23 protein-coding genes are annotated in these 26,707 nt (G+C 62.4%); 15 read left to right on the forward strand and 8 right to left on the reverse strand.

The features are described from left to right. The 3 genes from Q0J81_RS05365 to Q0J81_RS05375 form a co-directional block, all read right to left on the reverse strand. A partial coding sequence (locus Q0J81_RS05365) for a sodium:alanine symporter family protein (RefSeq protein ID WP_294446435.1) occupies positions 1-1,240 on the reverse strand: 1,240 nt, incomplete at its 3' end. Positions 1,241-1,368: 128 nt separating this feature from the next. Next, positions 1,369-1,782: an EamA family transporter gene (locus Q0J81_RS05370; RefSeq protein ID WP_294446436.1), complete on the reverse strand. Its 414-nt coding sequence runs from the start codon at positions 1,780-1,782 to the stop codon at positions 1,369-1,371. 88 nt (positions 1,783-1,870) lie between these two features. Then, complete coding sequence (locus Q0J81_RS05375) at positions 1,871-3,769, reverse strand: LTA synthase family protein (RefSeq protein WP_294446437.1); 1,899 nt, start codon at positions 3,767-3,769, stop codon at positions 1,871-1,873. Positions 3,770-4,192: 423 nt separating this feature from the next. Here Q0J81_RS05375 and Q0J81_RS05380 point away from each other — a divergent pair, with 423 nt between their 5' ends. The 4 genes from Q0J81_RS05380 to Q0J81_RS05395 all read left to right on the forward strand — a co-directional run bounded on the left by Q0J81_RS05380 (position 4,193) and on the right by Q0J81_RS05395 (position 7,514). Beyond that, the gene (locus Q0J81_RS05380) at positions 4,193-4,885 is read left to right on the forward strand and encodes a response regulator transcription factor (protein ID WP_294446438.1); all 693 of its coding nucleotides are present in this window, start codon (positions 4,193-4,195) and stop codon (positions 4,883-4,885) included. Beyond that, positions 4,882-5,958, forward strand: coding sequence for an ATP-binding protein (locus tag Q0J81_RS05385; protein WP_294446439.1), 1,077 nt, complete (start codon positions 4,882-4,884; stop codon positions 5,956-5,958). Before Q0J81_RS05380 ends, Q0J81_RS05385 begins: the two co-directional genes overlap by 4 nt. Continuing rightward, a complete protein-coding gene (locus Q0J81_RS05390; RefSeq protein ID WP_294446440.1) occupies positions 5,955-6,686 on the forward strand; it encodes a phosphatase PAP2 family protein in 732 nt (243 codons plus the stop codon). The genes Q0J81_RS05385 and Q0J81_RS05390 overlap by 4 nt, the downstream gene beginning before the upstream one ends. 87 nt (positions 6,687-6,773) lie before the next feature. Next, the gene (locus tag Q0J81_RS05395; protein ID WP_294446441.1) at positions 6,774-7,514 is read left to right on the forward strand and encodes a 4Fe-4S binding protein; all 741 of its coding nucleotides are present in this window, start codon (positions 6,774-6,776) and stop codon (positions 7,512-7,514) included. 137 nt (positions 7,515-7,651) lie between these two features. Here Q0J81_RS05395 and Q0J81_RS05400 read toward each other — a convergent pair whose 3' ends face one another. Continuing rightward, entirely contained in the window at positions 7,652-8,506 is an 855-nt protein-coding gene (locus Q0J81_RS05400) for a biotin--[acetyl-CoA-carboxylase] ligase (RefSeq protein ID WP_294446442.1), read from the reverse strand. A 111-nt stretch (positions 8,507-8,617) separates the two neighbouring features. Between Q0J81_RS05400 and bioB the strand changes: the two genes are divergently transcribed. The 3 genes from bioB to Q0J81_RS05415 are packed head-to-tail and all read left to right on the forward strand — an operon-like array spanning position 8,618 to position 12,995. Next, positions 8,618-9,595, forward strand: coding sequence for a biotin synthase BioB (bioB, locus tag Q0J81_RS05405; RefSeq protein ID WP_294446443.1), 978 nt, complete (start codon positions 8,618-8,620; stop codon positions 9,593-9,595). After that, positions 9,592-11,673: an adenosylmethionine--8-amino-7-oxononanoate transaminase gene (bioA, locus tag Q0J81_RS05410; RefSeq protein ID WP_294446444.1), complete on the forward strand. Its 2,082-nt coding sequence runs from the start codon at positions 9,592-9,594 to the stop codon at positions 11,671-11,673. The genes bioB and bioA overlap by 4 nt, the downstream gene beginning before the upstream one ends. Continuing rightward, on the forward strand, positions 11,667-12,995 hold the full coding sequence (locus Q0J81_RS05415) for a sodium:solute symporter (RefSeq protein WP_294446445.1): 1,329 nt from the start codon (positions 11,667-11,669) through the stop codon (positions 12,993-12,995). Before bioA ends, Q0J81_RS05415 begins: the two co-directional genes overlap by 7 nt. Positions 12,996-13,202: 207 nt before the next feature. On the opposite strand, the gene Q0J81_RS05420 is transcribed toward Q0J81_RS05415, so the two are convergent. Then, the gene (locus Q0J81_RS05420) at positions 13,203-15,140 is read right to left on the reverse strand and encodes an NAD(P)/FAD-dependent oxidoreductase (protein ID WP_294446446.1); all 1,938 of its coding nucleotides are present in this window, start codon (positions 15,138-15,140) and stop codon (positions 13,203-13,205) included. A 382-nt stretch (positions 15,141-15,522) separates the two neighbouring features. On the opposite strand from Q0J81_RS05420, the gene Q0J81_RS05425 reads away from it, so the two are divergent. From Q0J81_RS05425 to Q0J81_RS05445, 5 genes are all read left to right on the forward strand, one after another. Then, the gene (locus Q0J81_RS05425) at positions 15,523-15,906 is read left to right on the forward strand and encodes a hypothetical protein (RefSeq protein WP_294446447.1); all 384 of its coding nucleotides are present in this window, start codon (positions 15,523-15,525) and stop codon (positions 15,904-15,906) included. Beyond that, positions 15,903-16,160: a DUF6110 family protein gene (locus Q0J81_RS05430; protein WP_294446448.1), complete on the forward strand. Its 258-nt coding sequence runs from the start codon at positions 15,903-15,905 to the stop codon at positions 16,158-16,160. Before Q0J81_RS05425 ends, Q0J81_RS05430 begins: the two co-directional genes overlap by 4 nt. Positions 16,161-16,314: 154 nt before the next feature. Continuing rightward, complete coding sequence (locus tag Q0J81_RS05435) at positions 16,315-18,381, forward strand: heavy metal translocating P-type ATPase (protein WP_294446449.1); 2,067 nt, start codon at positions 16,315-16,317, stop codon at positions 18,379-18,381. A gap of 1 nt (position 18,382) precedes the next feature. Further along, positions 18,383-18,847, forward strand: coding sequence for an HMA2 domain-containing protein (locus Q0J81_RS05440; protein WP_294446450.1), 465 nt, complete (start codon positions 18,383-18,385; stop codon positions 18,845-18,847). Positions 18,848-18,861: 14 nt separating this feature from the next. Continuing rightward, positions 18,862-19,338, forward strand: a complete 477-nt coding sequence (locus Q0J81_RS05445; RefSeq protein ID WP_294446451.1) for a hypothetical protein — start codon at positions 18,862-18,864, stop codon at positions 19,336-19,338. 91 nt (positions 19,339-19,429) lie between these two features. Here the strand turns inward: Q0J81_RS05445 and Q0J81_RS05450 are convergent, their stop codons facing one another. Beyond that, positions 19,430-20,008, reverse strand: coding sequence for a peptidylprolyl isomerase (locus tag Q0J81_RS05450; protein WP_294446452.1), 579 nt, complete (start codon positions 20,006-20,008; stop codon positions 19,430-19,432). A 155-nt stretch (positions 20,009-20,163) separates the two neighbouring features. On the opposite strand from Q0J81_RS05450, the gene Q0J81_RS05455 reads away from it, so the two are divergent. From Q0J81_RS05455 to nhaC, 3 genes are all read left to right on the forward strand, one after another. Then, positions 20,164-20,844, forward strand: coding sequence for a DUF554 domain-containing protein (locus Q0J81_RS05455; RefSeq protein ID WP_294446453.1), 681 nt, complete (start codon positions 20,164-20,166; stop codon positions 20,842-20,844). 39 nt (positions 20,845-20,883) lie between these two features. After that, complete coding sequence (locus Q0J81_RS05460; RefSeq protein WP_294446454.1) at positions 20,884-21,864, forward strand: D-isomer specific 2-hydroxyacid dehydrogenase family protein; 981 nt, start codon at positions 20,884-20,886, stop codon at positions 21,862-21,864. Between the two features lie 225 nt (positions 21,865-22,089). Continuing rightward, on the forward strand, positions 22,090-23,502 hold the full coding sequence (nhaC, locus tag Q0J81_RS05465; RefSeq protein ID WP_294446455.1) for a Na+/H+ antiporter NhaC: 1,413 nt from the start codon (positions 22,090-22,092) through the stop codon (positions 23,500-23,502). Positions 23,503-23,603: 101 nt separating this feature from the next. Here the strand turns inward: nhaC and Q0J81_RS05470 are convergent, their stop codons facing one another. Next, positions 23,604-24,983: an MATE family efflux transporter gene (locus Q0J81_RS05470; RefSeq protein WP_294446456.1), complete on the reverse strand. Its 1,380-nt coding sequence runs from the start codon at positions 24,981-24,983 to the stop codon at positions 23,604-23,606. A gap of 475 nt (positions 24,984-25,458) precedes the next feature. Continuing rightward, complete coding sequence (gene ugpC, locus Q0J81_RS05475) at positions 25,459-26,550, reverse strand: sn-glycerol-3-phosphate ABC transporter ATP-binding protein UgpC (protein WP_294446457.1); 1,092 nt, start codon at positions 26,548-26,550, stop codon at positions 25,459-25,461. Positions 26,551-26,707 lie beyond the last annotated feature (157 nt).

Raw genomic sequence — 26,707 nt, forward strand, 5'->3', positions numbered from 1 at the left:
CCATGAAGAGGTCGGCGAGGTTCCAGACGAAGGGCAGTTCGGCCACGGAGCCGAAGGCCACCATGGCCACCACTAGAATGCGGAAGATGAGCAGGTACACGGACTTTGTGCTGAAAAACTGGATGTTGCTCTCGCCGTAGTAGTAGTTGCCGGCAATGGAGCTGAAGGCGAACATGAACACCATGACGGAGAGAAGCACGCCGGCAAAGCTGCCGAGCTGATTCGTGAGGGCAAGCTGCACAAGCTCGATGCCGGTCTTGCCGGATTCGGCGTAGCCGTCGAAGAGCAGCACGATGCAGGCCGAGGCCGTGCATACGAGAAGCGTGTCCACGAACACGCCGAGGGCCTGCACGAGTCCCTGCTTCACGGGGTGAGACACGAAGGCCGTGGCCGCGGCGTTGGGCACGGAGCCCATGCCTGCCTCGTTGGAGAAGAGGCCGCGCTTGGCGCCGGTGAGTATGGCCGCGCCTATGCCGCCCACGGCCGCATCGGGAGAAAAGGCCTGCGAGATGATGGCGGCGAATATGGCCGGAATGTGCGTGATGTTCATGAGCACGATGACGAGGGCAAGCAGCAGGTAGAGCGAGGCCATGACGGGCACGAGCCAGCTGCTGAGACTGGCAATGCGCCGGAGACCGCCGAAGATGACCACGGCGGACAGCACGGTAAGAAAGGCGCCGGCCACGGCGCGGTCGATGCCGAAGGTTGAATTGAGGGAAATGGCGATGGTGTTGGACTGCACGGAGTTGAAGCACAGGCCGAAGGTCACGGAAATGAGCACGGCAAAGAGCGCGGCGGCCTTGCTGCTGCCCAGACAGTTGCGTATGTAGTAGGCCGGTCCGCCGCGGAACCCGAAGGTCTTCTGGTCGCGCACCTTGTAGATCTGGGCGAGCGTGCTTTCCGTGAAGCCGGAGGCCGCGCCGATGACGGCGATGACCCACATCCAGAAGATGGCGCCCGGGCCGCCGGCCATGATGGCGATGGCTATGCCCGCAATGTTGCCCACGCCCACGCGCGAGGCCGTGCTGATGCAGAAGGCCTGAAAGGAGCTTATGTGCGCGTGGCCGCCGTCGTGGCTGGTGCCTTCCCTGAGCAGGCGGATCATTTCCCGGAACATTCTGATCTGAACGAATTTCGTCTTCAGGCTGAACCAGAGTCCCAGGGCGATGAGCATGACCACAAGGACGTAGGACCACAGAATGTCGTTGAAGAAGGCGACGATGTTTTCAAGAAACTCCATGCGCAGGCCTCTTTTGTCTAAGGTGTGTATGAAGATGATTCGTGCGATAGTTCACGACGCGCGGGAAAAAGTCAACCTCCCCGCCGGACGACGCGCCCCGGGGTGCCTGAGCCTTCGGGAACGGGGCGTCACAGCGCCATGACGAGGGTGCCGGCGGCAATGAGCGCGCCGCCCACGGCGACCTTCAGGGTAAGCTCTTCGTGCAGAAAGATCACCGCCATGATTATGGTGAAAATGATGCTCGTCTTGTCGATGGGAGCGACTTTGGACACGTCGCCTATCTGCAGAGCCTTGAAGTAGCACAGCCACGACGCGCCCGTGGCGAGCCCCGAAAGGATGAGAAAAACCCACGTTCTGGTGCTTATGTCCGAAAGACAGACTTTTGCGCCGGTAAGATAGACCATGCCAAGCGCCATGAAGAAGACCACCAGCGTGCGTATGGCGGTGCCGAGGTTGGAATCCACGCCTTCAATGCCCACTTTGGCGAGGATGGACGTGAGGGCCGCGAACACTGCGGACAGAAGAGCAAGAATGAGCCACATGTTTTTCGTTGTCCTTTCCATAAGAAAACCATGAAAAAAGGGCCGGATGAACCGGCCCGGAAAAGGGTCTGAAATGTCGGGGCCGACTCTAGCGCAGAACGGTCTGTTCTTTCAAGCGTCCGTTTTTGAACAGGTCGTGGGCGCTCTGGTAGTCGGCTTCGGCCCGCGCCGTCAGCGCCTCGGCCCTGTCGCTTCCGAGGGCCGGGCCGAGATGATCGGGAAAGGACCAGGAATAGGCTCCGGACTGTTCCACGGGAGCGAGGATCGCGAGAGAGTCGGGCGTGAGCCTGCCTATGGTCTGATAGGTGCTTATCCATGCGCGTCCCTCTTCGGGCTTCATGCGCAGCGCACTGCGCCCGAAGAAGCCCGAGCGGTACGACCAGCCGAGAAGGTCGAAGAGCGTGGGGGGAATGTCGGCCTGACTGCACAGCGTGTTCACCTCTGCGGGAGCGATGCGTCCGGGGCAGTACATGAAGGCCGGAATGTGGTAGCGCTCGGGCGGCAGATCGGTGTGTCCGGCGGCGCTTGAGGTGTGGTCGCCGGAAATGACGAACACCGTATCGGCAAACCAGGGCTTTTTTGCGGCCTCGCGGAGAAATTCGCCTATGGCGTAGTCGGTATAGGCTACGGCTCCTTTTCTGCCCGTGCCGGAAGGTATGGATACCTTTCCGTCGGGATAGGTGAAGGGCCGGTGATTGGAGGTGGTGAGCACGAATTGATAGAAGGGACGATTCTGCCGGAAGCTTTCGTCCGCGTCGCGGATGGCCGCATGAAAAAGGTCTTCGTCGCATACGCCCCAGGCATTGGTGAAGGTAACGTCTTCGCCGGGGATGTCGGAGCGGTCGACGATGCGGAAGCCGTTGCCTGAGAAAAAGGCGTTCATGTTGTCGAAGTAGCCGTATCCGCCGTAGATGAAGGCGGTGTCGTAGCCCTTTTCCCGGAACACGGTGCCGACGGAGAAAAGTCCTTCGCAGCCGGGACGTCGCACGATGGAGGATCCGGGCGTGGGCGGCAGGGAAAGCGTAAGGGCTTCGATGCCGCGCACGGTGCGGGTTCCCGTGGCCATGAGACGGGTGAACTGAAGGCTCTGCCGTGCGATGGCGTTGAGGTTCGGCGTGTTTTCGCCGAGAAGGTCGCTGCCGAGGCTTTCCACCACGATCTGTATGACGTTGGGTTTCCACGCGGGCCGCGAGGCGCTCACCTTGCGCCGCCATTCAAGGGGGGCGTCGGAAACGAAGCGCGTGTTCTCTTCCGTGAGTTCTTCTCTGAGCAGCGCGCCTGCTCGCGAGTCGTCGATGACGCGGTAGAACTCGCGGTAGTCGAGCTCGTTGTTGCGGTAGGCGGAAAAGAGCGACCACACGCCGTTGGCGGAAAGCTCGCGCGTCACTCTGTCCTGCGGGGCGAGGGGAGAGTAAAGGAAGGCCGCGCAGGTCATGACGAAGCACACGGCCAGAAGACGCGGAGAGCGCGGCGCGGGCAGGGAGGCGCGCTTCCAGAACGGGCGCAGCACGAGCACGGAAACGATGGCCGCGCTTGCGGCAACGGCGGCGAGCAGGGGAACGACGGGATAGGATTCCGCAATGTTTCTCATGACTTCCGTGGTATAAACAAGATAGTCCACGGCAATGAAGTTGAAGCGGCTGGAAAACTCGTCCCAGAACAGCGTTTCGGCCACGGCTCCGAAAAGGAAGGCGCAGGCGTAGACCCAGAACGCCGCGGAAGCGACGATGCGTCCCGCGCGGCCGCCCCAGAGTCTTTTTTTCAGAAGCAGCACAAGCATGAGCGGAAGCGTGAGCAGAAAGTAGGGGAAAAGATCATTGACCGCGCCACGGAAGTAGATGCCTGTGACGGCAGGCCAGTCGAAGGAATCCTGCAGGGAACGATGAGCCATGACGAGCAGCACCGTGCGCACGGCGGCGTTCACGGCCAGCCAGAGAATCAGAAGAAGGGCGAGAAAGCTGCCGCGGGCATTGTTGAAGCGGATCATGCGATGCACTCCTGTGGCATGGAAATGAGAGAAGAACTATAGGTGAAAACAGGAACACGGTCGCAGGAGTCGGTGTAACAAAGCGTAACGATTGCAGAACAGTACGATTGTAGTCAATAAATTATACGTTGATGACGAAAAATCGACATTTATTTTTGGAAAAATGCCATGATTTTTTTTGAAAGGTAACAAAATGTAACGGGAAAGACGCAATATGACCTTGTCTGTGATAAAATTTTTACATGATGAAAATGTATGCCGTGTAACGAAGCGTAACAGCATTGCTTCCTCCGTTGCCGTGTCGCCGTTCGGAATGCTATGGGAAAGGGATTGCGGAACAACGCGTCCGCGTCGTCTCCTGACGACGGGGGGCAGATGCCGTGACGGTATGTGCGGCGTCTTTTCGCACAGGCGGAAACGATCATGATTCAGATACTGATTATTGACGACGACAAGGAACTCTGCGCCCTTCTGGAGGACTACTTTCAGCCGGAGGACATCGCATGCCGCTTTTCTCATGACGGGAGGTCGGGGCTGGCCTCCATGCGGGAGAAAAGGCCGGATCTCGTCATTCTCGACGTCATGCTGCCGGAAAAGAACGGCTTTGAGGTGCTCAGGGAAATGCGCCGGGACGTGCAGCTCAGAAAGCTCCCCGTCATCATGCTCACGGCCCGCGGCGACGCGAGCGACATGGTGCGCGGGCTCGATCTCGGGGCGGACGACTATCTGCCGAAGCCCTTCAACCCTCGGGAGCTTCTCTCCCGCATACGGGCGGTGCTGCGCCGGTCCCGTCCCGAATCCGGGGAAGGCGGCGGGGACCTGCGCCTCGACGACGGCGCCATGAAGGCCTGGAAGGGCGAGGAGGAAGTGTCCCTGAGCGGTCAGGAATATCGCGTTCTGCGCGCGCTTCTGGCCTCGCCGGGCAAGGTGGTCTCGCGCGATGAGCTGAGCCGCTGCGTGTTCGGCCGTGAGGCCATGCCCATGGAACGCGGTCTCGACATGCAGATAAGCCGCGTGCGGCGCAAGCTCGGCCCCTATCCCGACGGTTCGGAGCGCATCCGCAGCATACGCGGCGCGGGATACATGTACGTCGTGCGCAAGGAAGATCGTTCATGAAAGGCTGCTTCGGGAGACTTGCGGAATTCTGGACTTCTCAGCCCCTGTTCCGGAAAATCTATGTCTACGGCATTTTCTTCATAGGCTCCTTCGCCATACTCGGCGAGTTCGGTGAGTACGTGGCGGGCGACATGCTCCAGAGCGGCGGACAGGAGTTTTCCTCCTCGCAGGAAGTGATTCTCTGGGTCGTGTTCACGTTCATTGTGGCGGCGCTCGAGGCGTATGTTCTCATCAGCTTTTTAAAAAGGGTCATCGGACATTTCACGTCGGTCATCCGGCGTCTTGCCGCCGGGGAGCAGTCGGCGCGCATAGGGCCGGAAATGGCGGACAGAAACGACGAGCTCGGTCTTCTTGCCCGGGCCTTCAACACCATGGCCGAACAGCGCGAGCAGGAAAGCGCACGGGAAAAGGAGCTGCTCGCCGCGGTGTCCCATGAGCTCAGATCGCCGCTCACGCGGCTTTCCGTGTCTGTGGAGCTTCTCCGCCGGGAGAACGTGCCGCCGGAATTTCTGGACCGCATCAGTCTGGAAACCGAGCGCATGGAAGCACTCATAGCCAGCATTCTGGAATACTCCCGCATGGAGGCGGGCATTCAGCCCTTCGGTTCTCTGGACATGGCGGCGCTGGTGCGTGACGTGGCGGACGATGTGCGCTTTGAGGGAAGCGTCCGCGGCTGTGAGGTGGAGGATCATGAGCCTGAAACGCTGCCTTTGTTCGGCAATGCCGAAATGTTGCGTCACGCGGTGGAAAACGTGCTCAGAAACGCGCTTCGCTACACGCCGGACGACGGAAAAATCTCGGTGCGCCTCACGTCGGAGCACGGCTTCTGCCGCCTGAGCGTGGAGGACAACGGCCCCGGCGTGCCCGACAGCGCGCTCAGTCAGATTTTCCGGCCGTTTTTCCGCGTGGACGCCTCGCGGCAGCGTGCCAGCGGCGGCGCAGGCATGGGTCTTTCCATTTCCGAAAGCGCGGTGAGAGCGCATCACGGCCGTCTATGGGCGGAAAACAGAAAGGAAGGCGGGCTCATGGTGGTCATGGAGCTGCCGCTTGAACGGGTACGGGACAACGCATGACGCTTTCCGGGCGTTCGGCGCTTTGGCAGAGTGCGCTCTGCCTTTTTCTCATGGCGGTCGTCGTGCTTGCAGAAAGCTGCACCGGGCTCGACCTCTTCATTCAGCGGCACTGGTACGATGCTTCGCGAGGCCTTTGGGCCGTTGATCCTGCCGTTCATCAGACATGGCGCTGGCTTTTTTACGACGGCGCAAAGCGGTTCGTGGCCGTCGTCGGCGCGCTTTCCCTGGCGCTTGCCGCGTGGGGCTGCGCATCCGGCCGCCGCGCGCTTTTTCGCGCCGGGCTTCTCATGGCGCTTTCCTGCGCGGCCACACCGCTGCTCGTTTCCGCGCTCAAGGCCGTCACCGGCATATACTGCCCTCGTCAGCTTGAGATTTTCGGCGGCCACGCGCCTTACGGTCATCTTCTTTCCCCGGCGTTCGGAGCCTCAGGCGGACGCTGCTTTCCCGGCGGTCACGCGTCCGGCGGCTTTGCGCTCACCATGCTGTTCTTCTGCCTGCCCGGGCGCGGGGCACGGGGCGCGGCGATGGTCGTCACGCTCGGCATCGGCTGGACCATGGGCCTGTATCAGATGATGCGCGGCGAGCATTTTCTGTCCCACACCGTCATGAGCATGCTCCTTGCCTGGCAGATGAACGTTCTGCTCGTGCTTCTGGTGGACCGCGCGCTTCTGCCCGCGTGGAAGAAAAGGCGGGATCGACGCGCCGGGGCGGCGGAACATGACGGATGACCTTGAAAGCTCGGGGCAGGTCGGCTAGCGTAGAAAGAACGCGCAGAAATGATCTGCGCTTTCTTGCAAAGCATCGGGAGACAACGCATGAAAAAGGTGATTCTCGTTTATTTTTCTCCGACCGGAAATACGAGAAAGAGTCTTGAGGCCATGGCCGCACCCTTCGGAGGCGCGGCCGAGGTGGTGGATCTGACGGCGGAGGAAGCCCCCGTCCGCACGTTCGAAGCCGACGACGTGGTCATCATGGGCATGCCCGTGTACGGCGGCCGCATTCCTGCCGTGGCCCGCGAGCGCCTTGCCGGACTTGCGGGAAAGGGCACGCGCTGCCTTGCGGTGGTGACCTACGGCAACCGGCATTACGACGACGCGCTTCTGGAACTGGCCGATCTTGCCAAGGCGCAGGGCTTTGCGGTCGTGGGCGCGGCGGCCCTTGTGGGACGCCATACCTACGGCGAGATTCAGACGGACAGACCCGACGAAGCTGACCTTGCCGCCGACAGGGAATTTGCCGTGCGCGTCCTTTCCGGCGAGGAGCACGAGTTCGTCATTCCCGGTAACCGTCCCTATCGCGACGGCGGCAGCGGCGGCAAGTTCCGCCCTCTCACCTCGGACGCCTGCGTGCACTGCGGGCTCTGCGTGAAGGCCTGTCCCGTGCACGCCATTGCGGACGACTGCGTGACCATAGCGGATACCTGCCTGTCCTGCTTCCGTTGCATCCGGCGCTGTCCCAAGGGGGCGAAGAACATGGATACCGAGGCGTACCGCACCTTTGCCGCGGCCTTTACCGAAAAGCTGAAGGCTCGGAGAGAGAACGAATACTACTGCTGAGGCAGGGCGTGTGCCGTCGTTTCATGAAGCATTCGACGGAACGCCGCATGCATGAGAAAGCCCCCGGAAAGGGGGCTTTCTTGTCTTTGGAACACGGCGGGAAAACGCGGAATAAGGCGTTTTGACTCCGGATTCGTTCACCGGCGTTCTTCCGGCCCGTTCTTCGTCTGAGAGAATGGAACGTCATCGGGGAGTTTTTCCGCGTCAAGCCTTGCTTCCAGCGCTTCCAGAATGTGCCTGAGAAGAGCGCTTACGCTGAAGGCCGTGCCCGTTTCCGCGTACAGGGAGGAGGCCACGCCCGCAAGCTCCTCGGGCAGCGCCTCGGAGGGAACGTTCACGTTGACGCCTATGCCCATGACGGCCCACTGCATGTCGCTGTTGTGGAACATGGTTTCCACGAGTATGCCCGTTACCTTGCGGCCGTTGAGAAAGAGATCGTTGGGAAAACGCTTTTCCAGCGCAAGTCCGCAGCTTTTCCGTACTCCTTCGGCCACGGCGTCCATGGCAGCACGCGTCAGCTCTCCCAGCCGCTCCGGCGGCAGCTTCGGCTTCGTGAGCACGGAAAAGCACAGGCTTCCCGGCAGGTTCAGCCAGCGGTGTCCGCGGCTGCCCCGGCCCTCGCTCTGGCGTCGCGCCACCACCACAAGACCTTCCGGCGCGCCCTGCATGGCTTCCAGCGCCGCCACCTGATTGGTGGAGCCCGTTTCCTTGAGCCAGCGCCATTCCGTCTGACCGAGCACCTTCGTACGCAGCTTTTCGCGCACGTCGTTCCCCGCCCACGGATCGGCCCGGGATATGAGCCGGTATCCCTTTCTCGGAACGGATTCTATGATGTTTCCTTCCTCGCGCAGGCTCATGACATGCTTGCTCACCGCTGCCCGGCTCACGCCGAAGGCCCGGGAAATGGCTTCCCCGGAAAGCCAGTCGTCAGGGCCGCTTTGCGCGAGCGCGTCCAGAATGCGGTCCCGCATGGGTATTTCATGTCTCGTCATGCCTGCCCCCGTGCTGAAACGGTTAATTGTCAACCAAAAATATAGTGTTTTTAAGTTGACATTTATTCCCATGCGGATACAAGAAGGCATCCCACCTCAGGAGAAAAGCCCATGGATACCCTTCTTGCCGCCGTCCTTCATCGTCTTTCCGCGCCCGGAAACGGCCCGCTGCTTTCCCGCAGCGAGGCGGAAGACTTCCTTCGTCTGCCCTCGTCGAGCACGCTCGACATGCTGTCCGTGGCAGGAGTCGTGCGCGCCGCGCGCGCTCCCGCCTTCTTCAACTGCGGCATACTCAACGCCAAGTCCGGCCGATGCCCGGAAAACTGCGCGTTCTGCGCTCAGTCAGCACATCATGAAACCGGCGCTCCTGTCTATCCCTTTGTAAGCACGGACGTCATATTGCAGAAGGCCGCCGAGGCGGCAAGGCACGGCGTCAGGCGGTTCAGCCTTGTGGTGAGCGGAACCATGCTGGATGAGAAGGACGTGGAGCCCCTGTGCCGGGCGGTGGAGCGCATCATTGCGGAAACGGGCATGAGCGTGTGCGGTTCCCTCGGCATTCTCACGCCGGAGCGCGCGGCCTGCTACAGGCAGGCGGGCATGACGCGCTACCATCACAATCTGGAAACGGCGGAAAGCTTTTTTCCGAACATCTGCACCACGCACGCCTACGCGCGGGACGTGGAGAGTCTGCGCGTGGCCCGCGAGGCGGGCATGGAAGTGTGTTCCGGCGGCATCATCGGGCTCGGCGAGAGCCGTGAGCAGCGGGCGGAGCTGGCCTGGATGCTGGCCGAAATCGGCGTGGACTCCGTTCCCATCAATTTTCTGAACGCCATACCCGGCACGCGACTCGAGCAGATGCCCCGCCTTGCGCCGCAGGAGGCGCTTCGCACCATCGCGCTTTTCCGCATCCTTCTTCCCGGCAGGGACATTCTCATTGCCGGAGGCCGCGGCCACGTGCTCGGCGAGTGGCAGAGCTGGCTGTACGCGGCGGGCGCGAACGGCCTGATGATCGGCGACTATCTGACCACCTCGGGTGCGGCCTTCGAGTCCGACCTTGCCCTGATGCGCACGCTGGGAGTCGTACGGTGAACGCCTTTTTCGTAACGGGCACGGATACCGATGCAGGCAAGACCACGGTGACCGCCGGGCTTCTTCGCGCCTTTATGCGGACGGGCGTTCCGGCCCTTGCCGTGAAGCCCGTGCAGACGGGCTGCGTTGAGAGCGGGCATGGACTTGAGGCTCCCGACGTTGCGTTCTGGAGAAGGGCCGGGGGCCGGGGCAGGGCGCTTTATGCTTTCCGCGTGCCGTGTTCTCCTCACCTTGCGGCGCGCATGGAAGGCGTAACCCTTCGCGCGGGCGAGGTGGCGCGGGCCTGCCGCGAGAATGCGGCAACGGAGGGCGTGACGCTCTTTGAGGGCGCGGGCGGTCTTTATGTGCCCCTGAACGATGAGGAAACCATGCTCGATCTCATGCGTGCCCTTCGCCTGCCCGTGCTTCTGGTGGTGGCCAACCGTCTGGGCTGTCTCAACCACGCCGCGCTTTCGCTGGACGCGCTGGAAAATGCCGGGCTCACGGTGGCCGGCATGGTGCTGTGCCGCGCCGTGCCGCCGTCGCGTGCGGATGCGGGCACGAGCGCCGAGGCGGAGGCCCTCATTCTTGAGGACAACGTCGCAAGCCTTGCCCGGGAAGGAGAGCGGCGCGGCGTGCCGCTTCTTGCCGACATTCCCTGGATGGAAAACTTTTCCGAGCCCGACGAGGAAGCGTGGGATCGTCTGACCGCGGTGCTTGAGCCTGCGGCTCGGCATCTTGCCGCCTTCGGACAGGGCGGCGGAGACAACGAGGCGCTGCTTGCCTTCGACAGGGCTCACCTCTGGCATCCGTATACCTCGGCCATGCATCCCCTGCCCGTGCGGGAAGTGACGGGAGCCTCGGGCGCACGGCTTTTTCTGCAGGGCTGCGCGGAGCTTGTGGACGGCATGTCCTCGTGGTGGTGCCGGGTGCACGGCTACGGCCATGCGCGCCTTGTGCGCGCGGTGCAGAAGCAGGCCGCCAGACTTTCGCACGTCATGTTCGGCGGGCTCACGCACGAGCCAGCCGTGGAGCTCTGCCGCCGTCTTCTCCGGCTTCTGCCGCAGGGGCTTGAACACGTTTTTCTGGCCGACTCCGGTTCCGTGGCCGTAGAGGTCGCCATGAAGATGGCCGTGCAGTTCCAGCAGAGTGCGGGGCGCGGGGAAAGGAGCCGGTTCGTGGCGCTTCGCGGCGCCTATCACGGCGACACGCTGGGCGCCATGTCCCTGTGCGATCCGGTCACGGGCATGCATTCGCTTTTTTCCGGCATTCTGCCGAAGCAGATCTTTGTGGAGCGCCCCTCCTGCCGTTTTGACGAGCCCTTCGACGAAGCCTCCTTCGAGCCCATGGAACGAGCCCTTCGCGCTCATGCGGCGGAAACGGCGGCCGTGGTGGTGGAGCCCGTGGTTCAGGGCGCGGGCGGCATGTGGTTCTACCATCCCGAATACCTGCGTCGTCTGCGCGCGCTCTGCGACGAGCTCGACGTTCTGCTTGTGGCCGACGAGATAGCCACGGGCTTCGGCCGCACGGGACGCATGTTCGCCTGCGACTTTGCGGGCGTGACGCCCGATGTCTTATGCGTGGGCAAGGCGCTCACCGGAGGCATGATGACGCTTTCCGCCGTGGCGGCCACAAGGCGCGTGGCGGAAACCATATCCGGCGCGGACGCGGCGCACGGAGGGGGGCTCTTCATGCACGGCCCTACCTTCATGGGCAATCCGCTGGCCTGCGCCGTTGCCTGCGCGAGCCTCGACGAGCTTGTGTCGTCGCCCTGGCGCGAGCGGGTGCAGCATATTGAAGAGACGCTGAAGTGCGGCCTTGCGCCGTGCCGCGGCATGAGCGGCGTGAGCGACGTGCGCGTGCTCGGGGCCATTGGCGTGGTGGAAATGGAAAGATGCGTGGACGTGCAGGCGTGGCAGGACTACTTCGTGGCGAGAGGCGCGTGGATACGTCCTTTCGGCCGCACCGTCTACGTCATGCCGCCGTTCGTGATTTCCGATGAAGAGCTTGCCGTGCTCACGGGAGCCGTATGCGCGGCTGCGGCATCTGCGGCGCTGCACGGCGGAAACCCCGCAGAGGAAGGGAAAATCAGGTGCTGACGTTCTGCCTTTACGCGGCGCTTCTGCTGGCGCTCGGCGCGCTGGATGCCTGCCGCCGTCGCGGTTCTCTGGCCTTTTTCGTCAACGACCGCTCATCGGGCGCGCTGCACACGGGCTTTTCCCTTGCGGCGTCCTGCATCGGCGGCTCCGCCACCATGGGCATGGCGGGCCTTGCGTGGCAGGCAGGCTCCCCGGCCTTCTGGTGGCTCGGCTCCGGCGCGTGCGGCCTTGCGCTGCTCACGGTGTTTCTGGCCCGCAGAGTGCGGGAGTCCGGGGCGTACACCATGCCGGAAATGGTATCTGCATGGCTCGGGCCGCGGGCCCGCACGCTGGTGTCGGTCATCATCATGCCCGCATGGCTGGCCATACTTGCGGCCCAGTTCACGGCCATGGGCAAGCTTGTCGCCGCGCTTGCCGGCATGTCGCCGGAAGGGGCGCTTCTTGCGGGGGCGGCCGTCATCGTGGCCTATTCGTGCCTCGGCGGCCAGGCTTCCGTCATACGCAGCGACCTGCCCCAGTGCGTGCTTCTTCTTGCGGGAATCGCGGTCGCCTTTCTCTGGCTTTTCGGGCACGACGCCGCGCCGCTTGAAGCCATGCCGCTTGAGCTCTTCAACGAAGACTTCGGGCCGGACAGATTCACCTACTTCATGGTCATCATGGGCGGCAGCTATCTGGTCTGCCCCATGCTCTTCGGCCGCATACTGAGCGCGAAAAGCGCAGAAAGCGCGTCGCGCGGCTGCTGGCTTGCGGTGTTCATGCTGCTCGGATCGGCCGCGCTCATCGTGGCCGTGGGCGTGCTCTGCCGCGGCTTCGTGCCTGCGGGAGTGCGTCCCGACGACGTGCTTGCCGCCGCCGTGGGACTGCTGCCGCCTTTCGTGGGAATGTTCCTTCTCGTGGCGCTGCTTTCCGCCGTGCTTTCCTCGGCGGACTCCTGCCTCGTCACGGCCTCCACGGTGTTCTGCAACGACCTTCTCGGCCGCAGGGACGTGCGGCTCTGCCGTCTGGTCACGCTTTTCTTCGGCGCGGCGGGGCTCATGCTTTCCACGCGCGGGCACGGCATACTCGACCTTCTGCTCATGGCCAACGACATTTACGTGTGCGGCGTGGCCGTGCCCGTGTTTGCGGCCATGCTCATGAAAAAGGGCACCGTGCGGCCCGGCGCGGCGCTTCTTTCCATGAGCGTGGGCGGCGCGGGCGGTCTTGTCTCCGCCGCAGGAGGCGGCGTGGCCTTTGCCTACGCGGGCATGGCGCTGGCCGTGGCGTGCATGCTGCTCGGCAGATTTATGCGGACGGAGCAGATGGGGGAATGTTCTGCACGGTAGGGCGAAGGCCGCAGCTTGCGTGTCGAAAGTCAGAACGGCGCGAGCATGTTTTTCAGCCGGATGCCCGGCGGCTAGGGCGGCTTCTCTGCCCCTGCGCCGTCGGAACAACGAAAGGACCGGGCGCGTGCGCTGCCCGGTCCGGCTGAAAGGCCGGAAGGGAGAGTCTCCGGCCGGGCGCGGGAATTCCCGCGCCCTTTCTTTTTTACGCTATACGTCCAGTCCGGCGTGATAGCCCTGATAGACGGCGGTGGTGATGGTGGAGGGACGCACGGCGTCGCCGATCACGCGCACGAAGGGCGCGGCGTCGATGAGCGAATCGTACCTGCGGGATCTCTGACCCACGGCGCAGATGATGGTGCTGCCCGGGAGCAGTTCTTCGACGCCCTCGGCGTTGCGCACGAGAAGCCCGTCTTCCTTCACGGCAAGGCCGGTGCAGGAGGTACGCACGTCCACGAGTTCCTTGAGCTTGCGCAGCAGAATGGGACGGTGACGTATGTTGGCGTCGGGCGCGACTTCGGGACGCATTTCCACAAGCGTGACCTTCCTGCCTTCCTGCGCGAGGTGAATGGCACATTCGCATCCGGCAAGACCGCCGCCGAGCACCACCACGGTGTCCGCGCATTCGGCGCTTCTCTTGTAGTAGTCGTTGACCACAATGACGTTTTTGCCGTCCATGCCGGGCAGCGGAGGCACGATGGGCTCGGAGCCGGTGGCGATGATGAGCGCGTCCGCGCCTTCCTTCTCCACGTAGTCGGCGGTGACGGTGGTGTTCAGACGTACTTCGACGCCCTCAATTTCCATCTGGCGGGCCAGCGTGAGGCCGAGCTGATACATTTCATGCTTGAAGTCAATGGCCTGTTCGCTTCTGAGAATGCCGCCGAGTTCCCCGTCCTTTTCGCACAGGATGACGTGATGACCGCGCTCGGCCGCAGTAATGGCGGCCTTCATGCCGCCGCAGCCGCCGCCGGCCACGATGACCTTTCTGGCGCGGCGGGCAGGCATGGGCGGAAAGTCCTGCTCGCGGCCTATCTGGGGATTCACGGTGCAGCGGCGCGTGCCCGTGGTGGGACGCTCGGCCATGCACACGAAGCAGCGCAGGCAGCGCACGATTTCGTCGTCACGACCTTCCATCACCTTGGAGGGCAGGGCGGGATCGGCAATGAGGGCGCGGGCCATTTCCACCACGTCGGCCTTGCCGGAGGCAATGATTTCCTCCATCTGGGCGGGATCGTTCAGCGCGCCGATGGTGGCCACGGGCGTGGACACGTGCTTTTTGATTTCCGCGGCGAGATACACGTTGCAGCCGTGCTCGGAGAACATGGGCGGATGCGTGTCGAAGAAGCCGAACTGGTAGGAGCCCGCCGACACGTGGATGAGATCCGCCTTGCCGTCGATGAGCCTGGCGATCTGTACGCCGTCTTCAAGCGTGTAGCCGCCCTCGAAGAGCTCGGAACCGCTCATGCGCACTTCAATGGGAAAGCCGGGGCCGACGGCTGCGCGAACGCTCGCGAGAACTTCGAGCAGCAGGCGGGCGCGTCCTTCAAGGCTGCCGCCGTACTCGTCGGTGCGCTTGTTGAAATAGGGAGAAAGGAACTGGTTGATGAGCCAGCCGTGACCGGCGTGGATCATGACCATTTCAAAGCCCGCGCGCTTGGCAAGGGCGGCCTTTTCGCCGTAGGAAGCCACGATTTCGGCAATCTGCTCCTTCGTGAGCGCCTTCACCGGCCTGCCGTCGGGGCGCACGCCGTCGCAGGGACCGTACTGGGAAAGGGCGGCCTTCTTTTCCTTGTCCACGAGATAGGTGCCCGCGTACTGACCGGAATGGGACAGCTCCACGCTGGGAATGGCGCCGTGACGACGTATGGCGTCGGCCATCATGGTGAAGCTCGCAAGAGATCCCGGCGTCTGCAGTTCAAGATGCAGCATGTGGGAGGCATCCGTGGCGGGATGAACCACAAGCTCGCTCACCGTGACGTTGGCGCTGCCGCCCTTCGCTCTGTTTTCGTAGAAGGCGCGGCTTCCCGGCCCGGCGCAGCAGTCCCAGGTGATGTCGGTGGCTCCGGTGGGAGCGGCGAACATGCGGTTGCGGAACGTGACTCGACCAAGCGTGATGGGGGAACAAAGGTGCGGATACTTTCTCTTCATACGTGCTCCGGAAAAAGTTTTTCTATTATCCATCGCAGGGAAATCATGTGCTGTAAAGTCGAAAACGTTGAGAAGATTGTTTGACGGCGTCGAACATGTGGTTTTTTTCTCATGATATTGGCGAGATCCGCGATGCATGAGGGCCACAGGCAGCGCCGCCCGAAGTTTGCGCGCGGATCCGGGGACTGCTTTTCTCCGTCCCCGGAGGAGGGAGAAAAGCCTTCGAAGCTGCGTTTTCCGTCGATGAAGAGCGGAGGAGGAGCGCGGATCCGGCCTTTGGGAATGATTTTTCGAGACGCGAGTCCTTACGGGAAGGGGCTGAGCCGTGTTGCCGCCAGTCTTCTGTGGGCGTGCGTGCTGAACGGGATGCCTGCGCAGGGGCATGGAGCGTTCAGAAATGCTCATGCCTGCGGCTCGTGTTTCCGGTACCGGCCAGGGCGGCGACGTTTCTTCTTCGGCCTCAAGTCGGGGCATACCTGTGGTCTTGCAGCCCAGGAGCGGCGTCTGTCTGCGCATTTTTTTGAAGACGCTGAGGGCTTTTTTCTTTTGTGTGGCGCGTTTTTTGATGCGCTGCATCAGAAGAAAAATGGTTTTGCTGTGTATGATAATGAAATTCCTTTTCTATAATATTGACAGTGAAATTCTATTTCAATATAGTTCACGTCATGACAAAAAGGCTGGCCCGCCCGCAACGGATGCGAGGGCTTTTGGTGACGGTGATGAAAACGCGGGCAGGGAAATGCTGCCTGAAGGAGAGAGAGTATGAACGAGAATTTCAAGTACGGTCTGTTTTTTCTTGGGGGCGTTGCGCTCGGCGCCATCGGCGCCGTGGCGGTGAGCCGCGGCAAGCTTGATCTGAAGCCCTTTGCCACCGAGCTTGTGAGCCGGGGACTGGACGCGAAGGATGCGCTCATGGCGAAGGCCGAGACCGTGCGCGAGAACATGGAAGATCTTGTGGCCGAGGCTGAGGCCGCCTCGGAAAAGCGCCGCGTCCGCAGAGAGGAAGCGGAAGAGGCGTAGGCGGGCTTTAGCGCAGGATGAGACCCGGCCGCCTTTCGTCGGCGCGACCGGGTCTTTTTTCGGTCGCGGATCGTCAGATCCGACCGGAAGACCGGCGTTCCTGCAAGGAGGCGTCGTCGTCCTGCCGGAAACAGACTTCGTTCTGGAGAGATTCATGGAATTTGTTCTGGTTCATCGCATTCCCGGTCGGGCGCGTCTTCGTGTGAAGAGCGCATTCGGCGTGCGTACGGCCGAGGCGCTGGCCGACGCGCTGGACGCCGTTGAGGGCATGGAGGGCGTACGCGTCAATCCCCGCACGGGAAGCGTGCTTCTGCTTTATGCCGGGGAAGACGTTTTCGACCGTGCCCTGGAGATTCTCGACCGTGCCCGAAAGCTCAGAGAAAGGCCTGTGCCCGCTCCTTCTTCCCACAGCGGGGAGAAACCCGGCCTGTTTCCTTTTTTTCGCTATCTTTTCATAAGACCGTTTCTGCCCGTGGCCGTGAACATGGTGACGGCGTTTACCCGCTCGCTGCCTTTTCTGCAGCGCTGCCTGTCCTCTCTGTCCCACGGCAGGCTCGACGTGGATGCTCTGGACGGCGCGGCCATAGCGGTTTCCCTTGCAAGGCGCGACTTCGGCACTGTGGGACTGCTTACGCTGCTGCTCGGCTTCGGTGACGCGCTTGAGCGCTACACGCAGAAGAAGTCGCTGGAGAATCTGGCATCGCATCTGGCGCTTCAGGTGGACAGAATATGGGTGCGTCGCGACGGCGTCGAGACGCTCGTGCCCTTTGCCGAACTTCGCGAAAGCGACCGCGTCATCGTACGCGCCGGCAGCGCCGTGCCTGTGGACGGCGTGGTGGAGGACGGCACGGCGCTGGTCAACGAGTCCTCCATGACCGGCGAACCTTTGGGCGTCATGCGCGGCAAGGGCGCTTCGGTGTACGCCGGAACCGTGGTGGAAGAGGGAGAGCTTGCGGTCCGTCCCACGAGCGTGGGCAGAGACACGAGAATGCAGCAGATCGTGCGCTTCATCGAGAACGCCGAGCAGATGAAGGCGGGCGTTCAGGGCCGCTTTGAAACGCTGGCCGACCGCGCCGTGCCCGTCACCTTTGCGCTGGCCGGGCTGGTGTGGCTTTTCACGCGCAGTCTTACGCGCGCGGCCTCCGTGCTTCTGGTGGACTATTCCTGCGCATTGCGTCTGGCCACGCCGCTTGCCATACTTTCCGCCATGAACGAAGGCGTGAAGCGCCGCGTCATGGTCAAGGGCGGGCGTTTTCTCGAAGCGCTCTCCACGGTGGACACCGTGGTTTTCGACAAGACGGGCACGCTCACGCAGTCTCGGCCCGAGGTTGCATGCGTGGTTGCCGCCGAAGGGTACGATGAAGATTTCGTGCTGCGTCTTGCCGCCTGCCTCGAGGAACATTTTCCGCATCCTGTGGCGCGTGCCGTGGTGCACGGCGCGGAGATGCGCAACCTGCGCCATGAGGAGGAGCACACCGAGGTGGAATATGTGGTGGCTCACGGCATTGCCTCGCAGTGGCGGGGCAGAAGAGTGCTGCTCGGCAGCCGTCACTACGTTTCGCAGGATGAGGGCGTGGACGTCGGCGCCATGGAGGGCGCGGCGGCAGAGCTTTCCCGCGAGGGATATTCGCTGCTGTATCTTTCCGTGGATGGAAGGGTGGCGGGCATCATTGCCGTGGAGGATCCCGTCCGGCCCGAGAGCGCGGCGCTTGTGGAGAGACTGCGCGCCGGGGGCGTTTCACGGATTGTCATGCTTACGGGCGACGATGAACGCACGGCCTCGGCCGTGGCCTCAAGGCTCGGCATCACGGAGTACTGCTCGCAGGTGCTGCCCGAGGACAAGGCCCGCGTGGTGCGCTCGCTCAGGGATGAGGGTCGTGTCGTGCTCATGATAGGCGACGGCATCAACGACTCTCCGGCGCTTTCCACGGCGGACGTGGGCGTGACGCTGCGCGACGGCTCGGATCTCGCCCGTGAAGTGGCTGATGTGGTGCTCATGGGCGGTTCCCTGAATGAGCTCGTCACCGCGCTGGAACTCGGCCGCGGAGCCATGCGGCGCATTCATTTCAACTTTGCGGCCACCATGGCGCTCAATTCCGCGTTTCTGTTCGGAGGGCTGACCGGTCTGCTCCGGCCGGGCGTGTCGGCCGTGTTTCATAATCTGACCACGCTCGGCGTATCGCTGAACGCCATGCGTCCGGTCCTATCCCGGGAGGAATGACATGAGTTCTGTTTCCGACTGCATCGTGAGTTTTGTCGACGGTCGCGTGCGTCTGCGTCATGACGCCCTGAAAAATCCCGAGTTCGCTGCCGTGGCGGAATCCGCCGCCGGCGGACTTGACGGCGTGACGGGCGTCCGGGTGAATCCCGTTACAGGGTCTCTGCTTGTTTTCTATGATCCGGAAAAGCTTTCCCGGGAGCATCTTGCGGCCCTTGCCGAACAGTGGTCGGCGTTTCTGCCGGAAGAGAACGTCTCAAAGAACGGCCGTTCTCCGGAATGCGGATGTGTTTCCGCGCTTCTCGGCAAAAAGGCCGTGCGCCTTGTGGATCGTGCGCTTCTTGTTTCCCTTCTCGCGTCTCTTGCGGGAGCGGCTGCGGGCATGGGAACGCTGCACCGCGTGGCGGGCGCGGTCTTTGCCCTTGCGAGCGTGCAGCACGTGGCCGCGCATCGAAGGGCTCTGTGGTGAGCGCGGCGCCGCGTTTGCTGAAGCGTTTTGTGCGTCTTGCGGGACGCGCGCTCTCAGCGGGACTTTGCGCCGCGCTGGCTCTTGCCCTCGTCGCTGCGTCGCTGGCCGTGCTCGCGCAGGCTCTTGCCGTGCTGGCCGTGGCGCTGCTTGCTCTTGCGCTGCTTCTTCCGCATCCCGTCTCATGGTATGCCGAGCAGGGCGGAGCGGCCTTCGGAGTGTTTTTTCATGAGCTTCTCGACGCCTTCGGAAACGGCGCGCACGCTTCATCCCGGGGGCAGGAGCAACGCAAAGCCCCCGGAAGCGGCTCCGCCGAAGACGCAGAAAATGCCGGAGACGGGCGGAAGCACGGCGGGGCGGAGTCTTCCTTCCCCGGCGCAGCGCTCCGGCAGGAGGAGAATGAGCCCTCGACGCAGACGCCCCCGGTTTCGGACCGGCCTGAAAACGGCGCATCCGGGAGTGCGGACGAGGGAACTTCCGCAATGCGGGACTGACGGCTTCTTATGAGAAAAGCCCTTCCGAACGAGTCGGAAGGGCTTTTCTGTCTTTTGATCCGCGCGTCCTTCCGGACGACGGATGCGGAAACTAGTCGATGACGGCCTTCTTGATGATGACCGGTTCAACCGGCACGTCTCTGTGGGGGTAGTGCGTGGTGGTGGGCACACCGGCAATGGCGTCCACGACGTCCTGTCCCTTCACCACCTTGCCGAACACGGCGTAGCCCCAGCCCTGCATGGTGGGAGCGGTGAAGTTGAGGAAGCCGTTGTCGGCCACGTTGATGAAGAACTGGGCCGTGGCGGAGTGGGGGGCCTGCGTGCGCGCCATGGCGATGGTGTAGGTGTCGTTCTTCAGGCCGTTGTTGGCTTCGTTTTCAATGGGTTCGCGGGTGGGCTTCTGCTCCATGTCCTTGTCGAAGCCGCCGCCCTGGATCATGAATCCGGGGATGACGCGGTGGAAGATGGTGCCGTCGTAGAAGCCGGACTTCACGTATTCAAGAAAGTTCGCGGTGGTCTTGGGAGCCTTTTCGGCGTCGAGTTCAAGAACGATGTCGCCTTTGCTGGTCTGAAGCGTGACCATGGTGTTTCCTCCGGCCTGAGCCTGACATGCCGGGCCGAACACGAGTGCGGCCGCGAGCAGCAGACAGGACAATAGAATGTTGCGCATGTTGTTTCTCCATGATGCATAGCATGTATGCGTCGACTGTTCTTGTATAGGAAGTAGCGAGAGTTGGCAACGTCGGGACTGGGGAAATACCCCGCAGCAGGGGTTACCTGCCGACATGATTTATGCTATGAAAGGCGCACCGAGCTGGAGGAGATATGATAGGTACCATCGTCAACACTGCGGCCATACTCTGCGGGAGCGTGCTGGGAAGCGTGCTGCGCAGAGGCATCAAGGAAAAGTATCAGCACGCCCTCTTCGACGCCATGGGCTTTTCCGCCGTGGCCATAGGCGTGAATGCCGTGGTGTCCAACATGCCGAACAGCCGCTATCCGGTGCTCTTCATTCTGAGCATGGCCCTCGGGAGCTTTCTCGGCGCGGTGTGGGACTGGGACGGCAAGTTTCAGAACTTCGCCCGGCGCATGGGCAGTTCCGACCTCGGTCGCGGCCTTGCCACGGCCATACTGCTGTTCTGCATAGGAACGCTTTCCATACTCGGCCCCATAGAGAGCGCCGTGCACGGAAATCACACCTTCCTCTTTACCAACGCCACGCTTGATTTCGTCACTTCCATGGTGCTCGCCTCCACCTACGGCCTCGGCATCGCCATTTCCGCTCCCGTGCTCTTCTGCTGGCAGGGCGGACTGTACCTGCTCGGGCTGTGGCTCGGCTCCTTCGTTCCGCGCGACCTGCTTACCGAAGTGTCCATAGTGGGCGGCATACTCATTCTCGTGTCCGGCGTCTCCATGCTCCGCATCAAGGACTGCAAGACGCTGAACATGCTGCCGTCGCTGTTTGTCAGCATCATTCTTTACGGCCTTGCGGTCGTGCTGCTGTAGGCCTTATCCTTCCCCATGACTTTTTTCGGAGAACATCCCATGAACATTACCGTCTTTGAAGTCAGCCCCGACGAGCGTCAGGAACTTGACAGGCTCTCCCGCACGCTTCCCGTCAGCCTGCGCCTTGTGGAAAAGAATCTTTCCATGGAAACGCTCTCTCTTGCCGAGGGTGCGGAGGGCGTATCCACGCTCGGCCGCAGCCGTCTCGACCGTCCCATGCTCGAAGCGCTTGAAAAGCTCGGCGTCCGTTACGTTTCCACGCGTACCATAGGCGTGGATCACATCGACCTTGCCGCCGCCCGCGAGCTTGGCATCCGCGTGAGCCATGCCGCCTATCCGCCTGCGGCCGTGGCGGACTTCACCGTCATGCTCATGCTGCTCGTGCTGCGCTGCTACAAGCCCGCCATGTGGCGGCAGAACGTGAACGACTATTCGCTGAAGGGACTCATGGGCCGCAGCCTGCGCAGCCTCACCGTGGGCGTCGTGGGCACGGGCAGCATCGGCGCCGCCGTCATTCATAACCTTTCCGGCTTCGGCTGCCGCATTCTGGCCTACAACCTTACGGACTGCGAGGCGCTGCATCCCTACGCCACCTTCGTGGACCTCGACACCCTTTACCGGGAAAGCGACATCATCACCTTCCACGTGCCCGCCACGCCCGAAACCTGCCGCATGGTCAACAGAGAGAGCCTTGCCCGCATGAAGGACGGAGTGGTGCTCGTCAATACGGCGCGCGGCGAGCTCATGGACATCGACGCCATTACCGAGGGCATAGAGACGGAGAAGATAGGTTCCCTTGCCATGGACGTGTTCGAGCACGAGCAGGGCATTTATCACGCCGACCGCAAGACCGACATTCTCAAGAACAAGGACATGGTTTATCTGCGCCAGTTCCCCAACGTGGTGCTGACCCAGCATATGGCCTTCTATACCGAGGAATCCATCGTAAGCATGGTGGACTGCGGCATTCAGAGCCTCCTCGACATGAAGGAAGGGCGAGAGACCCGTCTGGAACTGTAGTTTTTCGGGCGGGGACGAGCCTGGAAAGCCTCGTTTCCGGGACTTCAGGCATCTGCGGGCAGGGGCGCCCGCGTGCTGCGCCGGATTCGGAACGTCGTTTTCCCCGCCTTCGCATGATGGCTCCGAGCAGCGCCGCGATCCCATCGGGAAGGCGGCGCTGCGGAAGATACAGGAAAAGGCCCGTCGCAAGGACGGGCAGGGAAGACCTTTAACAAAGGATTCATTATGGAAACGCAGGAAAAGAAGCCGACGCTCCTCTGGGCGACGCTGTCGCTCGTGCTGCCGGTGGCCATGATTCTGTACGGCACGCTGGTTGTCGGCGTGAGACCTCCCGTGCTGCCCCTCCTCGGCGCCATCGCCCTTGCGGCCTTCATGGCGCTCAAGACCGGCTACACCTGGGAAGAGCTGCAGGACGGCATGTTCGAGGCCCTCGGACGTATTCAGATAGCCATTGCCATTCTGGCCATGGTGGGCATGATCATTGCCGCGTGGCTGGCCTCCGGCACCATTCCCGCCATCATCTACTGGGGTCTCAAGCTTATCGCGCCCGAGCATTTCCTGCTCTCCGCCATGGTGCTCTGCTCCGTGGCTTCCGTGGCCACGGGCACGTCCTTCGGTACCATGGGCACCATAGGCGTGGCGCTTCTCGGCGTAGGACAGGCGCTGGGATACCCCGCCTACATGACCGTGGGCGCCATTGTTTCCGGCGCGTACCTCGGCGACAAGATGTCCCCCGTGTCCGACTCCACCAACATCACCGCCACGGTGTGTGAAGTGCCGCTCTTCTCGCACGTCATGTCCATGCTCTGGACCACGGTTCCCGCCTTCATCGTGGCGGGCGTTGCCTACACCTTCCTCGGCAGCTCCGTGGCCGCCCAGCAGAGCGTGTCCCTTGAAAGCCTGAACGCCATTCTTTCCGGTCTTGAGGCCAACTTCAGCCTCGGCCCCGTGGCCTTCCTGCCGCCCGTGCTCATGATCGTGCTGGCTTATCGTCGCTATCCCGTGCTGCCCGTCATGCTCGTCTGTCTGCTTGTGGCCATGGTCATCGCCGTGTTCGAGGGCGTGCCCTTCAACAGGCTGGCCACCATGCTCACTTCCGGCTACGTGTCCAAGACCGGCATTGCCGAGCTTGATCCGCTGCTTTCCCGCGGCGGCCTCATGAGCATCATGCCCACCGTGCTGCTGCTCTGCTCCGGCATGGCCTTCGGCGGCATTCTGGAACGCTCCCGCGTGCTCGAGGTGCTGCTCGAAGCCATTCTCAAGGGTGCGAAGTCCGCGGTGCGTCTCGTGGCCTCCGCGCTTGCTGCGGCCTACCTCATCAACTTCGGCACCGGCAGCCAGATGCTTGCCGTCATCGTGCCCGGCCGCGCCTTCCTCGATTCGTTCAAGAAGGCCGACATCAGCCCGCTCGTGCTCTCCCGTACCTGTGAGGACGCCGGAACCATCGGCTGCCCGCTCGTGCCGTGGAGCGTGCACGCCTTCTACATCGCCGGCGTGCTCGGCGTGAGCGCCTATGAATTCGTGCCTTACGCCTTCCTCAACTGGTTCGTGCCCATCTTCTCCATCCTGTGCGCGCTGACCGGCTTCGGCATCTGGAAGCAGGACGGCACCCCCGTGCGCAGGCTGTTCGGCAAATAAGGCATCGCGGAATCATGGTTTCCGGGCTTTGCGGCCCGGAGTGAAAAAAACGCGTCGGAGTGTTCCGGCGCGTTTTTTTGCATGAAGGCCCGGGGCCCGGTTCAGAATTCCAGAGGCTTGCAGCAGCCGCCGCGGTCGCGCTCGCAGAACAGCCTTCTGCGGATGACGAAGTAGACGACAAGCATGATGACGCCCGTGATGACCCACGACACGGGGTAGACGGTGAGCAGCATTTCGTAGGTGGGAACCATGCGGAACACGGTGTACACCCATACGATGCGCAGCAGGCAGGATCCGACCAGCGTGACCATGGCCGGCAGCAAGGAAATGCCCATGCCGCGCAGGGCCGCGCCGCTGATTTCGTAGGTGGCGGAAAGCCACTGCATGCTTTCAACGATGTGCACGCGGGTTACGGCGTGCCGTATGACTTCAGGATCGCTCGTATACATGCCCGAGAAGAACGCCGCGCCCACGGTGAAGACGACGCAGGTCGCTCCGGCAAGCAGAATGCCGCAGGCCATGCTTTCCCGGAAGATCTTCCTGCAGCGGTCGAGCTGGCACATGGCGTAGTTCTGACTGGTGAAGGTGACGGTGGCCTGACAGAAGGCGTTGATGAAGAAGTAGGAAATGAACTCGAAGTTGAGCGCCGCGGCGGAGCCTGCCGCAGTGGCGGAGCCGAAGCCGTTGATGCCGGAGAGAATGCACACGTTGGAGAATGAGAAGATCATGCCCTGAAGGCCCGCCGGAGCGCCTATCTTGATGACTCGCATGAGATGGATGCGGGCGATGGTGAGTCTGCGCGGGAAGAGCCTTATCATGTCGTCTTCGTTGAGCAGGAACCAGATGACCAGGGCGGCGCTTACGAGATTGCCGATGAGCGTGGCCAGACCCACGCCCGCCACGCCCATGCCGAGGCCGAGCACGAAGACGAGGCTGAGCGAGACGTTGACCACGCCTGCGGCGACAAGACTGTACATGGGGCGCTTGGTGTCGCCCACGCTTCGCAGCACGGCCGCGCCGAAGTTGTATACCATGATGAAGGGCATGCCGGCGAAGTAGATGCGAAGGTACAGCACGGCAAGATCCATGACGTCTTCGGGCACGTCCACGATGCGCAGGAGCATGGGGGCAAGGAACTGACCGGCCACGAGCAGGAAAAGTCCGCTCAGCACGGAAATGGCCATGACGGTGTGCACGGCGGACTGACAGGCAACCTTGTCCTCTCTGCCCACATAGCGGGCGATGACCACGTTGGCGCCCACGGAAAGACCGAGAAAGAGATTGATGATAAGATTGACTATGGGGCCGTTGCCGCCAACGGCAGCCACGGCCCGGGATCCCACGAAATGACCGACGACGGCGACGTTGGCGGAAATGAAGAGCTGCTGCAGTATGCTGCTCAGGGCTATGGGCAGGGCAAAGAGAATGAGCTTGCCCATGAGAGGCCCGTGCAGCATGTCGACGTGCTGGGAATGTCCCATCGTTTTCTCCTTCGGCACATAAATACATTACAGATGGTTATTCGCCTGAAAGTCAGCGAGGAACTATGTTGGAAGCTATCACTTTTTGTATCTATGTCCAGAGAGGAGAAAAAAGCCCCGTCTTGCGCGGAGAGCCCATGCAGGTTTTCTGAATGGTACGGGGCCCTGGCCGGACGTGTGCCGGAAGCCGGAGACGCACGTTTCTTCATGAGCCGCAGGAAAGGGCGGCCGGGGAGGCGTGTTTTTCGGCATGGCGTTTCGGGCGGCGGAACATTTTCAATTTGCCGGAGATGAGCGAACACGTGAGGCATTGGCGTGGAAAACTGTCGGCGGTTGCCGTCATATGCGTGACGGCCCAGGGAGCACGGCGTTTTCTTTGTGCCGGAGGGCGGGGCTTCCGCGCGGAGATATGAAAGAGGCGGGCGTCCCCGTTCGGACGCCCGCCCCCTTTCAAAGATGCTTTTTTATGCGTTGCCTACAGACAGCGCAGCTGGGTTTCCGTGTCGAAGACGTGGCCGTGTCCCTTGCGTGCCGTGAGGCGGATGACGTCGCCGGAGGCGGGGCGCTGCGAGCCCTGCAGACGCACGATGACCGAGGAGCTTTCCTGCTTTTCGGGGTTCGCGCTCAGGGGGCGGCAGTAGGCGAGGGTGTCGGAGCCGAGGGCTTCCACAATGTCCACGGTGACGTGAATGTCGCCTTCAGGGTCGAAGAGAAGGTCTTCGCTGCGCAGGCCGAGCAGAATGTCGCCGCTGCGGCCGGCAAGGTTGATGTCGGCGGCCTGCACGCCGGAGAGCTTCGTGCCGTCGGGCAGAATGATGTTTCCGCCTTCGGCCTTTGCGCGCACGATGTTCATGGACGGAGAGCCCATGAACTGCGCCACGAACACGGAAGCCGGACGCAGATACACGTCGTCCGGTGTGCCGTACTGCTCGATGTGGCCCGCGCGCAGAACAAGAATCTTTTCGGCGAGGGTCATGGCTTCCACCTGGTCGTGAGTCACGTAGATGCTCGTGGTGGCAAGGCGCTGATGCAGGCGGCGCAGCTCAATGCGCATCTGATTGCGCAGGTTGGCGTCGAGGTTGGAGAGCGGTTCGTCGAAGAGGAACACGCTGGGTTCGCGCACGATGGCGCGTCCCATGGCCACGCGCTGGCGCTGTCCGCCGGAGAGCTGGCGGGGCATGCGCTCGAGCAGACCGTCGAGTCCGAGCAGCTTGGCGGCTTCCAGAGCGCGACGCTTGCGTTCGTCGGCGGGAATGCCGCGCACCTTCAGGCCGTAGGTGATGTTGTTGTACACGTTCATGTGCGGGTAGAGCGCGTAGTTCTGGAACACCATGGCGATGTTGCGGTCCTTGGGTTCCATGCGCGTCACGTCCTTGTCGCCTATCATGATGGTGCCGGAGGTCACTTCCTCCAGGCCGGCAATGCAGCGCAGGGCCGTGGACTTGCCGCAGCCCGAGGGCCCCACCATGACCATGAACGAGCCGTCCGGCACTTCGAGATTGAGTCCGGAGAGCACTTTGTTCTTGTTGAAAGTCTTGTCTATGTTGATGAGACGAACGTTTGCCATTGTGTGTTCCTTGTTACTTCTCGGTTTCCACAAGTCCGCGAACAAAGAGCTTCTGCATTCCGAGCACCACCAGAAGCGGGGGCAGCATGCCGAGAAGCGCCACGGCCATGATGAGGTTCCATTCCGGCACGGCGTCGGGAATGTTCACCATGCGCTG

The organism is uncultured Mailhella sp. (assembly GCF_944324575.1).
Classification (GTDB): domain Bacteria; phylum Desulfobacterota; class Desulfovibrionia; order Desulfovibrionales; family Desulfovibrionaceae; genus Mailhella.

What these genes read in the sequence shown, in the direction of transcription:
- Q0J81_RS05390 (WP_294446440.1), top strand. Translation starts at nt 5,955, where the DNA reads ATGACGCTTTCCGGGCGTTCGGCGCTTTGGCAGAGTGCGCTCTGCCTT.
- ugpC (WP_294446457.1), bottom strand. Translation starts at nt 26,550, where the DNA reads ATGGCAAACGTTCGTCTCATCAACATAGACAAGACTTTCAACAAGAAC.
- Q0J81_RS05450 (WP_294446452.1), bottom strand. Translation starts at nt 20,008, where the DNA reads ATGCGCAACATTCTATTGTCCTGTCTGCTGCTCGCGGCCGCACTCGTG.
- Q0J81_RS05370 (WP_294446436.1), bottom strand. Translation starts at nt 1,782, where the DNA reads ATGTGGCTCATTCTTGCTCTTCTGTCCGCAGTGTTCGCGGCCCTCACG.
- Q0J81_RS05425 (WP_294446447.1), top strand. Translation starts at nt 15,523, where the DNA reads ATGGAGCGTTCAGAAATGCTCATGCCTGCGGCTCGTGTTTCCGGTACC.
- Q0J81_RS05460 (WP_294446454.1), top strand. Translation starts at nt 20,884, where the DNA reads ATGAACATTACCGTCTTTGAAGTCAGCCCCGACGAGCGTCAGGAACTT.
- Q0J81_RS05380 (WP_294446438.1), top strand. Translation starts at nt 4,193, where the DNA reads ATGATTCAGATACTGATTATTGACGACGACAAGGAACTCTGCGCCCTT.
- Q0J81_RS05470 (WP_294446456.1), bottom strand. Translation starts at nt 24,983, where the DNA reads ATGGGACATTCCCAGCACGTCGACATGCTGCACGGGCCTCTCATGGGC.
- bioB (WP_294446443.1), top strand. Translation starts at nt 8,618, where the DNA reads ATGGATACCCTTCTTGCCGCCGTCCTTCATCGTCTTTCCGCGCCCGGA.
- Q0J81_RS05455 (WP_294446453.1), top strand. Translation starts at nt 20,164, where the DNA reads ATGATAGGTACCATCGTCAACACTGCGGCCATACTCTGCGGGAGCGTG.
- Q0J81_RS05440 (WP_294446450.1), top strand. Translation starts at nt 18,383, where the DNA reads ATGAGTTCTGTTTCCGACTGCATCGTGAGTTTTGTCGACGGTCGCGTG.
- Q0J81_RS05395 (WP_294446441.1), top strand. Translation starts at nt 6,774, where the DNA reads ATGAAAAAGGTGATTCTCGTTTATTTTTCTCCGACCGGAAATACGAGA.
- Q0J81_RS05400 (WP_294446442.1), bottom strand. Translation starts at nt 8,506, where the DNA reads ATGACGAGACATGAAATACCCATGCGGGACCGCATTCTGGACGCGCTC.
- Q0J81_RS05375 (WP_294446437.1), bottom strand. Translation starts at nt 3,769, where the DNA reads ATGATCCGCTTCAACAATGCCCGCGGCAGCTTTCTCGCCCTTCTTCTG.
- Q0J81_RS05435 (WP_294446449.1), top strand. Translation starts at nt 16,315, where the DNA reads ATGGAATTTGTTCTGGTTCATCGCATTCCCGGTCGGGCGCGTCTTCGT.
- Q0J81_RS05430 (WP_294446448.1), top strand. Translation starts at nt 15,903, where the DNA reads ATGAACGAGAATTTCAAGTACGGTCTGTTTTTTCTTGGGGGCGTTGCG.
- Q0J81_RS05420 (WP_294446446.1), bottom strand. Translation starts at nt 15,140, where the DNA reads ATGAAGAGAAAGTATCCGCACCTTTGTTCCCCCATCACGCTTGGTCGA.
- Q0J81_RS05385 (WP_294446439.1), top strand. Translation starts at nt 4,882, where the DNA reads ATGAAAGGCTGCTTCGGGAGACTTGCGGAATTCTGGACTTCTCAGCCC.
- nhaC (WP_294446455.1), top strand. Translation starts at nt 22,090, where the DNA reads ATGGAAACGCAGGAAAAGAAGCCGACGCTCCTCTGGGCGACGCTGTCG.